This is a genomic window from Paenibacillus cookii (assembly GCF_018333375.1).
GTDB lineage: Bacteria > Bacillota > Bacilli > Paenibacillales > Paenibacillaceae > Paenibacillus_AQ > Paenibacillus_AQ cookii.
Genome location: NZ_BORW01000043.1, coordinates 1 through 13,157 on the forward strand (window position 1 = coordinate 1; position 13,157 = coordinate 13,157).

Annotated in this window: 9 protein-coding genes; 1 reads left to right on the plus strand and 8 read right to left on the minus strand. The window is 54.2% G+C overall.

Annotated elements, in window-relative coordinates; translation table 11 throughout:
- The first annotated feature begins 787 nt into the window (after positions 1–787).
- Positions 788–2,038: a molybdopterin-dependent oxidoreductase gene (locus tag KI367_RS24040; protein WP_212952522.1), complete on the plus strand. Its 1,251-nt coding sequence runs from the start codon at positions 788–790 to the stop codon at positions 2,036–2,038.
- Positions 2,039–2,108: 70 nt separating this feature from the next.
- On the opposite strand, the gene KI367_RS24045 is transcribed toward KI367_RS24040, so the two are convergent.
- The 8 genes from KI367_RS24045 to KI367_RS24080 form a co-directional block, all read right to left on the minus strand.
- Positions 2,109–3,971: a transglycosylase domain-containing protein gene (locus KI367_RS24045; RefSeq protein ID WP_212952524.1), complete on the minus strand. Its 1,863-nt coding sequence runs from the start codon at positions 3,969–3,971 to the stop codon at positions 2,109–2,111.
- On the minus strand, positions 3,968–4,603 hold the full coding sequence (locus KI367_RS24050; protein WP_036710568.1) for a hypothetical protein: 636 nt from the start codon (positions 4,601–4,603) through the stop codon (positions 3,968–3,970). The genes KI367_RS24045 and KI367_RS24050 overlap by 4 nt, the downstream gene beginning before the upstream one ends.
- A gap of 188 nt (positions 4,604–4,791) precedes the next feature.
- Positions 4,792–5,919 carry a sensor histidine kinase gene (locus KI367_RS24055; RefSeq protein WP_036710567.1) on the minus strand — a complete coding sequence of 376 codons (1,128 nt, stop codon included), beginning with the start codon at positions 5,917–5,919 and terminating at the stop codon, positions 4,792–4,794.
- Between the two features lie 19 nt (positions 5,920–5,938).
- Positions 5,939–6,649, minus strand: a complete 711-nt coding sequence (locus KI367_RS24060) for a response regulator transcription factor (RefSeq protein ID WP_036710564.1) — start codon at positions 6,647–6,649, stop codon at positions 5,939–5,941.
- Between the two features lie 135 nt (positions 6,650–6,784).
- Complete coding sequence (ligA, locus tag KI367_RS24065; protein WP_212952526.1) at positions 6,785–8,803, minus strand: NAD-dependent DNA ligase LigA; 2,019 nt, start codon at positions 8,801–8,803, stop codon at positions 6,785–6,787.
- A 129-nt stretch (positions 8,804–8,932) separates the two neighbouring features.
- A complete protein-coding gene (gene pcrA / locus KI367_RS24070) occupies positions 8,933–11,263 on the minus strand; it encodes a DNA helicase PcrA (RefSeq protein ID WP_212952528.1) in 2,331 nt (776 codons plus the stop codon).
- 43 nt (positions 11,264–11,306) lie between these two features.
- Entirely contained in the window at positions 11,307–11,984 is a 678-nt protein-coding gene (gene pcrB / locus KI367_RS24075) for a heptaprenylglyceryl phosphate synthase (protein WP_373316262.1), read from the minus strand.
- A gap of 262 nt (positions 11,985–12,246) precedes the next feature.
- On the minus strand, positions 12,247–13,119 hold the full coding sequence (locus tag KI367_RS24080; protein WP_212952533.1) for a phosphatidylinositol-specific phospholipase C/glycerophosphodiester phosphodiesterase family protein: 873 nt from the start codon (positions 13,117–13,119) through the stop codon (positions 12,247–12,249).
- Positions 13,120–13,157: the final 38 nt, after the last annotated feature.

Below are 13,157 nucleotides of genomic sequence, written 5' to 3' on the forward strand. Positions count from 1 at the left end.
GGCACGCCGCCAGCGTTCGTCCTGAGCCAGGATCAAACTCTCCAAGAAAGATGAATCATTCGTCGGCTTTGCAGCGACGGGTGATTCATCGAAAGGTCGAACTTCGTTCGACCGACGATTGAAAATGGGTCAAACTCGGCTGAGTCGATCATTTTCAATCCATATCTTCGAAAGAGCTCTTAGCTCATTTTGAATCTGACGAGAAATAACGGACTTTCGATTGACCAAAGCCAAATCAAAAATCTCATTAATTCATCTTCATTTAAACATCATCTATTTGTTCAGTTTTCAAGGAACTTGTTTCAGTTTCGACAATTTTCATCGCCGCAACAGGATTTTATCATATCATTTTCTTTCAATCAAGTCAACACTTTTTTTCAAGAGTTTCGAAAGTGTTTATCGTTTTGAAAGCCCGCCGCATCAGCGACAAGAAATAATATACCACGGATAACATGTATCATGCAACTGTTTTTTTAAAGATTAAATATGTTAATATTCTCCTGTCCATTCATAGCTTATGTAATTATAGAAATCTTCCTAATTCATTGACCTCGTTTTGCTGACGTCAGCCTAGAAAACATGGTACTGGACACTTCTCACCTGGATGAATAAACCGTCCCCGCCTTTTAGCTCTGCTCTAATTTAAACATCAGCAGCCACTCTACTTCTTTAAAAAGGAAACCGGCCAGACGATCGCGAATTTCCTAAGAACATAAGAACATCTAAAATAATCAAAACTCTGCTTTTCGGTGACTCTGAGATCCAATCCGGTGTTAGGGGGATGAATATGAACGATTGGCTGAACCGCATACGCAAAGGCATAGGCAAAAAGCTGGCTGCCGTCCACCGATGGAATGCATGGATGATCGCTTTTCTGGCCTTTAGCGGATTGATTTTGCCCTTGGGCGTGTGGAGGGAATGGCTCGGGGCAGGCAGGGTATGGCTAAAATGGCTCCACACCGGCGTAGGTTTGGCTCTGCTGGTCCCCGTGCTCTATTACCTGCTGCTTGCCGGCAAACATTGGAGCCTGCTCAAGGGTCGACCCGCACAAAAATGGAACGTCGTGCTCGTTCTAGGCATTCTGGCTGGCTGGTTCCTTTCCGGCGTGGTGCTCTGGCAGCTTCGTTTTTTCGGCCCTGCCTGGACCAATGTCGCGCTGACGGTTCACGATGTATTTACCTGGATCGGCCTGCCCTATATCATCTACCATTCCCTGGCCCGTACCCGCTGGTTGAAAGAATCCCATCGCCGAACCGTCCGTACGGATTCCCCACCGGCCAACGTTGACTCCCCGCGTTCGGGAACGGAACCGCTGTATACGCGCAGAGCTTTTTTGCGTTCAGCGATCGGCCTGGGCCTGACGGTCGCTCTTGGACCTTCCTTCGTAAAATGGCTGTCTTCCAGCCTCAACTCCGAGGCCAATGTCGAAGCGCTTGTTCAAAAGGACCAAAACGACCTTGTCCCCGCCCCCCAGCCTGCGGCGGATTCGCTTCCCCCGGTCGGCGGCGGCTCCAAAGGCAGCTTCCGGATCTACACCGTCACTCCCATTCCGACCTTCGACAACAGCAACTGGTCCTTTGCGGTTGATGGCCTCGTGGACCATGCGTTGAAATGGAATTGGGAAGAGTTCGTCAAACTGCCGCGGACGGTCCAAGTCAGCGACTTTCACTGCGTGACCGGCTGGTCCGTATACGACAACACTTGGGAGGGCATCCCGCTTTACCGGCTTCTTGAAAAAGCCCGCGTCCAGCCTTCGGCCACAACCGTCAAATTTTATTCGGGAGACGGGGTATACACCGATGCCTTAACCTTGGAACAGGCTCAAATGAAAGACATCATGGTCGCCGTCCTGCTTGACGGCAAACCGATTCCGAGCGAGCTTGGCGGCCCCGTCCGTCTGGTCGTTCCCCAAATGTACACCTATAAGTCCGTAAAATGGCTGAACCGGATCGAGCTGATCGCCGCAGATCATATCGGGTACTGGGAAGCGCGGGGCTACGATAAGGACGCCTGGCTGCCGGGGGCAAAAAGAACATGAAACGGTTCTCATCCATATGCAGCTGCAGAAGCAGGGGCGTGTTCCGTTATTGCTACGGACCGCCCCTTTGCTATTCCTTATACGCTTTTCTCATGACTGCGGCAAACAGAGCGGCAGCTTTCCCGCTTCCTTCGGTCATGTAATTATTGTGGTCCGTCCGGTCAAAACCCATCCATACCGCCGCCGTCCATTCGGAAGTATAACCGACAAACCAGAGGTCGCGGTTCGCTTTTCGGCTGACGCCCGGGAGATCGAGCTGGGTGGTTCCCGTTTTGCCTGCGACGGGCCGGCCGAGCCGGGCCTTTTTCCCCGTCCCTTCCGTCACGACGTTTCGCAGCATCCCTGTCATTCGTTCAGCCGTCTGCGGCGAAATCGCTTGCCGCTCCCGGGGAACATATTCGTACACCACGTTCCCTTTGGAGTCTTGGATCCGGCGCACCATGTGAGCTTCGCGAAACACGCCGCCGCTTGCAAACACGCTGTACGCCTGCGCCATTTTTAATGGGGAGATTCCGGCATGAAGTCCCCCAAGCGCTATGGACAGGTTGCGGTCTTCCTTCGGCAGGTCGATCCCCAGTTTCGCGGCAAACGCCGTCGCTTGCGAAATGCCTACCTGCGAAAGCAGCCACACGGCAGGGGCATTCATCGATTGCTGCAAGGCCGTCCTCATCGTCACTTGCCCGCGATAAACTCCGTTCAAATTTTCCGGCGCATAACTTCCATAAGAAGCTTTCCGGTCCGGAAGCAGGCTCTCCGGCGTAAACCTCCCGCTTTCGAGGGCAGGCCCGTAATCAATGATCGGCTTAAAGGCGGAACCCGGCTGACGTGCGTCGACGGTCGCCCTGTTCAGGCCGCCGCGGACCGGATTTCTTCCCCCGGTCAATGCCGCAATCTCGCCGGTGCGGTGATCGATAATGGCCATCGCAGCCTCAACCTGCTGATCCTTGCCATCCGGCGGAAACAGGTCGGGATTCGAAAACGTCTCCTCCAGCGCTTGCTGCACCGAAGCATTCATGCCGGTCACGATCGTGTATCCGCCCGTCAGCAGCTCCGTTTGCGACTTGCCCGTCAGCCTTGAGGCTTCCTCCAAAGCCGCATCGATGTACGAAGCGCCGATTCGCCTTTCCATTGCCCGCTCCGGAGGTCGGTATTCCTTCCGCTGGGCGGCCGCCATTTCTTCCTGCGTAATCAGCCCCTGCTCCCGCATGATTCCGAGTACCAGGTTCCGCCGCTCGACGGAAAGCCCGGCGTCATCGCCCGGATGATATATGGATGGCCCCTTCGGAATGGCGGCCAGGGAAGCGATCTGCGCGACATCAAGCTCTTTCAAATTCGTGACGCCAAAATAGTGCTCCGCCGCCGCCTTCACCCCGTATTGCCCTTCCCCCATATAAATCTGATTGAGATACATCTCCAAAATGTCATGTTTGGACAACCGCTTTTCCAACGCCAGCGCGATGGACGCCTCGTTCAGCTTGCGCAGCAGGGTCTGCTTCCGGTTCAAATACAAATTGCGGGCCAGCTGCTGCGTGATGCTGCTCCCGCCTTCCGAGACGCGCATATGAAGCGTATTATTCAACAAAGCGCGGGCGATCCCCTGATAATCCAGACCCTGATGGCGATAAAACCGCCGGTCCTCCACCGCCAAAAAAGTATCGACGAGCCGCTTCGGCATTTCCTCGAGCGTGGCCAGTTTCCGGTAACCCGACCCGGGCAGCGGGATTTTCCGCAAAACCGTTCCGTCCGATGCCATTACGACGCCCGATTCCTGCAGCACGAGTTTTTCCGGGTGGCGGGATACGGTATGTTGACCATAAACATGGACGTAAAACAAACCGGCAAGCAGCATTACCGAGACAAGAACGGCCAAATCAAACGCGATATAAGCCCCTTTTAGCAGCTTCCTTCTTGCTTCCACATGAATTCCGATCATGGCGCGGCGATCAGGCTTTCCAAAAGCCTTTCCATTCCGAGCGCTTCCCGCCTCAAGGCATCCACGTCCAAACGTTCGTCCCGTTCCTGCCCGCTGTGGGCCTGATCGGCCTTATCGATGATCCGCCGCAAAGATTTGATTCTTAAGACGAGCGCCATGAGCTCTTCATTCTCCAGCCGGCGATCCTGTTTTTCCCGTATGTTGCGATCCTCCGCAGCAGCATCCCGCTTAGGCCTGGAACCGGCCTGTTCGTTCAAGCGCCGCAAATATCCGGCCAACTCCCGCAGTTCGCCAGCCGAAGCGACTTCGAGCTTTTTGAACGATCCTTTTCGGGCCAGCTCTTCCGCCGCCGCTAACAGCGCCTTGACATCATCGGCCGTCTTCTGCGACCGCAGCATAAAAAACAAAACGAATACCGCCAAAAAGAGCAGGACGGCAATCGGCGTTTTTCCGATATGATTGATGAGCCAGTGGGCGGCCCGCACCACGAATGCTTCAGGATGCGACGCATAATGGGAATACAGCAGTCCAAACATTTTATATGTAATAAAAACAAAAAGGCCGCTGAGAAGCATGCTTCCCATAAAAATGTACAGGTACGCAGCGCGTACCGTCAAAAGCTTGTTTGCCATTTCTATCCCTCCTTGCAACCGCAGGCAAACGATGCCTTTCGCAAATAAAGGATAACGGCCAATTCTTAAAAAACAGCCCATAAATTCTTAACATTCTCTTAAAAACAACCTACAGGGCAGATCATTGCGGCCAACACGGCCGTACTTTTGGCGGGAGATCGTCGTGCACCAAGTCCGAAAACTTTCGTTTAAGCCGATTCCTTTTGCTCCCTGCACAGCGGAAACCGCGTGATAAAATCCGTCCGGTAAGTATCGCTCTGCGCCGAAATGGTCCCATGATGCCGGTCGACGATTCCTTTCGCAATCGCCAGCCCCAAACCCGAACCCCCGGTATGCTGCGACCGCGAACGTTCCGCCCGGTAAAACCGCTCAAAAATATGCGGAAGGTCTTTTTCCGCAATCATGTCCCCGAAGTTGCTGATCCGCACCACCGCCTCGTCCTTTTCGCGGGCAAAAGAGATCTCCAGCTTTTTTCCCGATTTGCCGTACCGGATCGCGTTGGTGATCAAATTTTCATAAGCCCTTACCAGCTCGTATGGCGCAGCCTCAATCCAAAGCGTTTCGTTCGTCTGGTCATGGACCGTGTACGTCATGCCGGCCAGGTTCAGCTCCGGAACCGCCTCCTCGGCCAATTGCCGGACAAAAGCCTTCAGATCCAGCCGTTCCAACACCAGCGGAGGCCCGCCGCCGCTCACGCGCGTATATTCGAACAAATCGTCGATCAGCTTGCGCAGCACGAGCGTTTTCTGGTACGCAATATCGACGTAATAGCGCATCTCGAGTTCGTCCCGGCAGCGGTCCTGCTCGATCACTTCCAAAAAACCGAGAATCGACGTCAAAGGGGTCCGCAAATCATGGGATACGCCCGTGATCAAATCGTTTTTCGCCTGGACGGCGGCCCTTTCCTCCATCAAGGAATGCTGCAGCCGCTCGGACATCACGTTGATGTTTTCCGCCAGCACTCCCAACTCGTCCGCCGTTCGGACTTCGATCCGGTGGGATTCGCCCAGCTTGGTGATCTGCTGAATGCCTGCGGTAATTTCCTCGAGATAAGAAATGACCTTTCGGGTAAAAATAAAAAAGAAAATCAAAAAGCTGACAATGCCGGCAACGGCCATCAAAGGCCCCGAGCCGATATGGTTAATGATCCATCTCAGGATGCGCGTATACGGAGCCGAAGGCGGGGCCGAATTCGAGTACACCATGAAGTTGACGAGCTGATATCCTGCCATCAATACGGCCGCGCCCGATACCATGCTTAACAAAAAAGCCCAAATGAACTTCCAACGGATCGTGCTGATGTATTTTGCATTCATGAATCGGTCTACCTCCCCATCAGGATGTCGGCGTATCCAGTTTATAACCTACGCCCCAAACCGTTTGCACGTAACGCGGGCGTTTCGGATCGATCTCGATTTTTTCGCGGATTTTCCGTACATGCACCATGACGGTGTTGCCCCCATCGAGAAAAGGCTCGTTCCACACGCTGTTATAAATTTGTTCCATGCTGAGCACTTTTCCCTGATGCCGCGCCAGCAGCTCGAGAATCGCGAATTCCCGGGGAGTCAGCTTAACCAGTCGGCCATCGACGCGCACTTCATGTTTTACCGTATCCACCACCAAATCCTCGAACGCAAGCACGCCTTCGTCGGCCTTGGGGGGCGCTTCTTTATTAAAAAGGTGATAACGCCTCAGCTGGGATTTGACTCTTGCAATCAGTTCAAGCGGATTAAACGGTTTGCCGACGTAATCATCGGCGCCGATGCTGAGGCCGTATATTTTGTCCATGTCGGTGTTTTTGGCGGACAACATGATGATCGGCATGCGGCGCTCCTCGCGAATTTTCATGCAGGCGGCGATCCCGTCCATTTGCGGCATCATCACGTCCAGAATGATCAGATCGACGTCCTCCTTCTGCAGCCACTCCAGCGCTTCTGCCCCGTTATAGGCTTTGAGGAGCCGGTATCCTTCGTTCGTAAAATAAATATCAAGCAGCTTCACGATTTCCTGTTCGTCGTCTACGAGCAATATCGTTTCCTTTTTCACTAACAAGCGTCCTCTCTATCCAAGTGATTTTTCTCATTTCATCTTAACAAAGATTCCATGCTTATATTTCCTTTTCATGCAAAAAGTCCCGATTCATAAGCTGAATCAGGACTTTTCCTATGCGGATATATTCAATTAACCTTCCATATCCAATAAACGGATAAACTCGTCTTCGTCTTCGATCACCTGGATGCCAAGCTGCTGTGCTTTGGTCAATTTGCTGCCGGCTTTTTCGCCCGCGATGACCAGATCCGTCTTCGAGGATACGCTGCCGGTGACTTTGGCTCCCAACGCCTCCAGCCTTTTGGCCGCTTCGTCGCGGGTCAGCTGGTGCAGCGTTCCGGTCAGGACGACCGTTTTGCCGCTGAAGAAGGAATCGGTGTTAATGACCTGCGGCGCTTCCGGCGCTTGGGCTTTGACGCCCAAGGCCAGCATTTTTTCGATGCCCGATTTCATGAACGGATCCGCGAAAAAGCTTACGATGCTTTCGGCGACGATGCCGCCCACGTCCGGGAGGGCAATCAATTCTTCCACGGTTGCGTTCATGATCGCATGCAGGTCGCGGAAATGGTCGGCCAGCATTTTCGTCGTCGATTTGCCGGTATTCGGGATGCCCAAGGCAAACAGGAATGACGCAAGATCCCGGTCTTTGCTTTTTTCCAGCGCGGCAAGCAGGTTGTTCGCCTTCTTCTCTCCAAAACGGTCCAGCTTGATCAGGTCCTCGAACGCCAGCGTGTACAAATCGGCAGGCTCGCGCACATTCAGCTCATTGTACAGCTGCTCGGCGGTCATGACGCTGAACGTCTCGATGTCCATCGCATCCCGCGAGGCAAAATGGGTGATCCGGCCAATGATCTGCGGTTTGCAGTCCAAACGGTTGTTGCAGAACAGATGCGCTCCGCGCTGCTCCAGCGGGAATCCGCAAGCAGGGCAATGCTCCGGGTACACGATCTCTTCGCCGTCGCTCTCTTCGGTCACTTTCCCCAAAATTTCCGGGATGACGTCGTTCGAGCGGCGGATAAAGACGCGTGTGCCAAGCGCGTGCTTCAGGTTTTTCCGTTCGATGTCGCCGATGTTGTTGAGCGTGCAGTTCTGCACCGTCACGCCCGCCAGCTCGACAGGTTCGACGCGCGCCACCGGCGTGATTTTGCCCGTGCGTCCCACTTCCCAGGAGACGGACTCGAGCACGGTCGTCGTTTCTTCCGCCTCGAACTTGTAGGCGACGGCCCAACGCGGGAACTTATCCGTGTATCCCAGCGCCTCCCGCGTACGCATATCGACGATTTTCACGACGGCGCCGTCGATCAGGTAATCGAGTCCCGCACGGCGCTCCTGGATGTCCTCCAGCTGTTTCGTCACGTCGTCGAAATTTTCGAAATAGAAAATATACGGGTTTACCTTGAAATGATTGTCGCGCAAAAAATCCATCATTTCCTTGTGGGATTCGAAACGGATATTGTCGGAGTACCCGACGTTGTAAAAGAATGCGCTGAGCTTGCGCTCGGCCGTGACCTTCGGATTCAGGTTGCGGAGGGCGCCGGCCGCCGCATTGCGGGCGTTTTTGAGCGGTTCGGCCGCCGTCTGGTTATATTTCTCCAGCACCGACAGGTTCATGATGCCTTCGCCTTGTACTTCGATCGTGCCTTCTGTGTAAGGGATGGTGAGCGGGACGGATTTGATCGTTTTGACTTGGGCCAAAATGCCTTCGCCAACGACGCCGTTGCCGCGGGTCGCGGCCTGCACCAGCCTGCCGTCCTTATACGTCAGATTGAGCGTTAAGCCGTCGAATTTCAGTTCGACCGCGTAGCTTGGCTGGGGCAAAGGATTGTCCGGATTTTTGCTGTTATAGTCCGCCACAAGCTTGGTGACGCGCGCGTTCCAGCTTTGCAGCTGGTCCGCGTTTTGCGCCTTGTCCAGGCTCCACAGCGGCGCCAGATGACGATGCTGAACGAATCCTTTCAGCAGCTCGCCGCCGACGCGTTGGGTCGGGGAATCCGGCAAAACGACGCCGCTCTCCTTCTCCAAAGCGACCAGCCGATCGTATAAGGCATCATACTCTTTATCGCTGATCAGCGGCTTGTCGAGCGTATAATAATGGTAATTCAATTTGTTCAGCTCGGCGACGAGCTGCTCCATCGTAGACATCGGATCCATGCGCGGACCATCCCTCCGTCATATATAATTATTTTTTTCAAAAAGCTTTTAGCTTCGAAAAGAATCGATTCCGTCCCCTCCGCTAATCCAGCATCTAGCCCAGAACTAATGAAGTTGGATTCTACTTTTTTAGCCTTCCACTCTCGTAATCGGCGCAAACCCGGCCAGAAGCCGTTTTACGCCGACAGGCGCCGGAAACGCGATTTGCAGCTCTGTATCGTTCCCGATCCCTTTGACCGAAACGACCGTGCCCGTGCCCCATTTGCCGTGGGCAACCTTATCGCCGGCCTTCAAGGTCGTCAGGTCGGATTTGTCTCCCGATGCCGCCGGCTGCGGCGCGGAAGTCGTGACCGTCACTTTGCTAGACGATCCGGTGGCCCGTGCTGTTGAACCGCTAAGCGATGAGGTCTGGGTCTGGTTGCTGCGTCCGAAATTGCTTCCGCCGCTGCCGAAGCCCCGTCCGCCGTACGAGCCGCCGATGTTGCCGCCGCGGCGGTACCGGTCGCGGGCGACGCCGGTCTCCTCTTTCAGCTCTTCCGGGATTTCATCCAGGAAACGCGATGGCTGGTTCGCCGTCGTCCGCCCGAAAAGCGTCCGCATCTGCGCGCAGGAGAGGTACAGCTGCTGCTCCGCCCGGGTAATGCCGACATACGCCAAGCGGCGCTCCTCTTCCAATTCTTCGTTGTCCAAAAACGCCCGGCTGTGCGGGAACACGCCTTCCTCCATGCCGACGATAAACACGATCGGGAACTCCAATCCTTTTGCGCTGTGCATCGTCATAAGAATGACGGCATCGGATTGATCCTCGTCTTCGTCGTTCATCGAATCGATGTCGGCAATGAGCGCCAGGTCCGTGAGGAAGGACACCAGCGACTTGTCTTCGTTGTTTTTTTCGAATTCCATCGTAACGGACAGGAACTCGTCGATGTTCTCGAGGCGCGACCGCGATTCGATCGTGTTTTCGCGCTGCATTTCGACGCGGTATTCGCTCATCTCCAGCATTTTTTCGGTGAGCTCCGTGACGGATAAATATTCTACCATTTGATTCAGCGCGGCGATCATATCGTAAAATTCCACCAGCGCGTTGCGCGTTTTGCCGGCAAACCCGAGATCGTCCACGACCGCAAGCACCTGGAAAATCGACACGCCGCGTTCGGCCGCGGCTGCCGTCAGTTTGGCCACCGAGGTGTCGCCGATGCCTCTTTTCGGCACGTTGATGACGCGCGCCAAGCTGAGGTCGTCGTCGGGATTGGATATGAGCCGCAAATAAGCGAGGATATCCTTAATCTCTTTGCGGTCATAGAACTTGATGCCGCCCACGATTTGGTACGGAATATCGGATTTGATCAAAATTTCCTCGATCACCCGGGATTGCGCGTTGGTGCGGTACAAAATGGCGTGATCCTGGTACGACTTGCCCTGCTTCACGTTATTGCTGATTTCAGAGGTCACGAAATACCCTTCATCATGTTCCGAATCGGCTCTGTAGATTTTGATCTTTGCGCCTTCGCCTTTATCGGTCCACAGATTTTTCGACTTGCGTCCGCTGTTTTGCTTGATGACTGCGTTGGCCGCGTTCAAAATGGTGGCCGTCGACCGGTAATTCTGCTCGAGCAGGATGGTGCGGGCTTCCGGATAATCCTCCTCGAAATTGAGGATGTTGCTGATGTCCGCCCCGCGCCAGCGGTAGATCGACTGGTCGCTGTCGCCCACGACGCAAATGCGGTGATGGCCGTCGGCCAGCATCCGGCACAGCATGTACTGCGCCCGGTTCGTATCCTGGTATTCGTCGACGTGGATGTATTGGAACTTTTTCTGATAAAAATCCAGCACCTCAGGCACTTCTTTAAACAACTGGATCGTCGCCATGATCAGGTCGTCGAAATCCAGCGAGTTGTTGCTTTTCAGGCGGCGCTGGTACATGGTGTATACCTTGGCGGCGATGCTTTCCATGAAGTCTCCGGCCTTCTGCTCGTATTGAGCGGGCGTGATCAGTTCGTTTTTCGCGGCGCTGATCAGGGAAAGCACGGCTTTCGGCTCGAATTTTTTCGTGTCCAGGTTCAGGTCCTTCATGCAGTTCCGCACCAAGGATAACTGGTCCGTCGAATCCAAAATCGTAAAATTGGAATTAAAGCCGATCCGTTCGATATCCTTGCGGAGAATGCGCACGCACATCGAGTGGAACGTCGATACCCAAATGTCGCGGCCTTCATGGCCGACAAGCTTGGTGACGCGTTCCTGCATCTCGCGTGCCGCCTTGTTCGTAAACGTAATCGCCAAAATGCTCCAAGGGGGCGCTTTGCGGGTGGCGATCAGGTACGCAATCCGGTGCGTCAGCACCCGGGTCTTGCCGCTTCCCGCCCCGGCCAAAATGAGCAGCGGTCCTTCCGTCGCCTCGACGGCCTGCCGCTGCTGCGGGTTTAACTTTTGAATCGCTTGATGTATATCTATCGGTTGCATGCAGGCATGCTCCTTCCTTCATGTCGTTGTAATCCGGCACAAGCTACTTCACGGCCTTGACAGTAAGCAGCGCCTGTTTCAAATCGTCATAAACCGCATTGCCGACGACGATCGTATCGCAAACTGCCGCCGCGGCCGCCGCGGTTTCCGGATCGTGAATGCCTCCCCCGTAAAACACCTTGGCGCCGTGGACCGACTGGTGGATTTTTCTGACCGTGTCCATGTCGCCGAAGCGTCCGCTGTATTCGACGTAAACGACCGGCAGGGACATCAGCTTGTCCGCCACCTGCGCATAAGCAGCCGCTCCGTCCGCGTCCAAATCGGTTTGGGCGCCGGTCAGCCGGGCTACGGTCGAATCCGGATTCAATATAATGTAGCCTTCGGGAACGAGCAGATCCCACGGAATCATATAGCCGTACTCCTCGATGGCCCGCTTGTGCTGGCCGGTAATCCACGCCGAATCCGCGGTATTCATCACCATCGGAATCATGTACAAATCAAAACCCGGCACAATCATCTCCAGATTGGAAACCTCAAGCACGCACGGAAGCTCAAATCGGCGCACCCGCGACAGCAAATCGACCGTATTATCGAACGTTACGCCGCTCGAGCCGCCAATCATGATGGCATCCGTTCCGGACATACATACCGCTTCCAGCGACGCGTCGTCGATCTCCCGGTCCGGGTCCAGCTTAAAAACATGTCTCCATGGTTTGATCATCTGCTTCAAACGTCATTCCTCCACGACTTTTTCTCTTAAATCTAGTCTATGTCAGCACGGGAGTAGTGTCAATTTCTTGTTCGCATTCGATGCGAACATTTTTATGGAATTTCCAGCAAGCGTTAAATAAGACGGCAAAAGGCGAATCAGCCGCGGCTTAAGGTCCGTTTCAGGCTCTTTATGGGGGCTCCGGGAAATTCTGATATTTCAAGCGCAAAAAAGCCACCGACGATATGCCAGCGGCTTGCGACTCCCTTTTGTTCTATTTTCCCAGCGCGTACAGCCATCCTGCGGATTCCACCTCTTTTTCCGTTAAAAAGTCCGAGTATACGCCGTTCGCCCCCATCCGCTTAAACCTATTCGCATCAGCGGGTTCGTTGATCGTGTTGACGTAAGCGGCCGCCCCGGCTTTTTTCAGCTTCGACAAAAAGGAACGGGTCACGCGTTGTTCCGGGATCGTCACCGCATCGATGTCATTTTCCGCTACGAAATCAACGACCTCGTCGTCCGTATCTTGGGTTGCATACAACGTATAGATGATCGATGGAAAGTCGTAAACGGCCTTGACCGTTTCCAACATTGGCCGGTTATAAATTTGCGGCACCACCCGCTCCAGCAGCTGCGGATCGCGCGCTTGCGCCGACCTGACCAGCAGCGAAAGCTGACGCTTCCTATCTTCCGAATCCTGCTCCTTCATGTCCGTCACGATATATATGTCCGGATAACGCTCCATCAGGTCCATGATGTCCTGCCAATCGAGCGGAGCGTAAGCGCCGAGAATTTTGCTGTTTTTGAACTCATTGTAGGTTAAACGTGCCGCCTGGCGGGCTTCGGGGAGCTGGCCTTCCTGCTGCAGCAGCTCGGTCATCGCCTGCGTCCATTCATGCCTTGCCACCAGATTGCCGTCTTCGGTCAGCAGCAAATCCACTTCGAATACCCGATTCCCTTTTTCATAATTGGCGATAAAAGCTTCATAAGAATTCGTATACGCATGATCGCGGATGCCTCCCATCGCGTGGGAAATCACCTTATAATCCGTAAAACCTCCGGTCGTTTCCTGCGAATTGCCCCGGGGCGTCCAGAACAGGATCGCGGCGGTTCCGGCCAGCAGCAGCAGGGCGATCCATTTTCGCATAGCGGTTCACATCCTTTGGCGTCGGGTTATGTATTTAT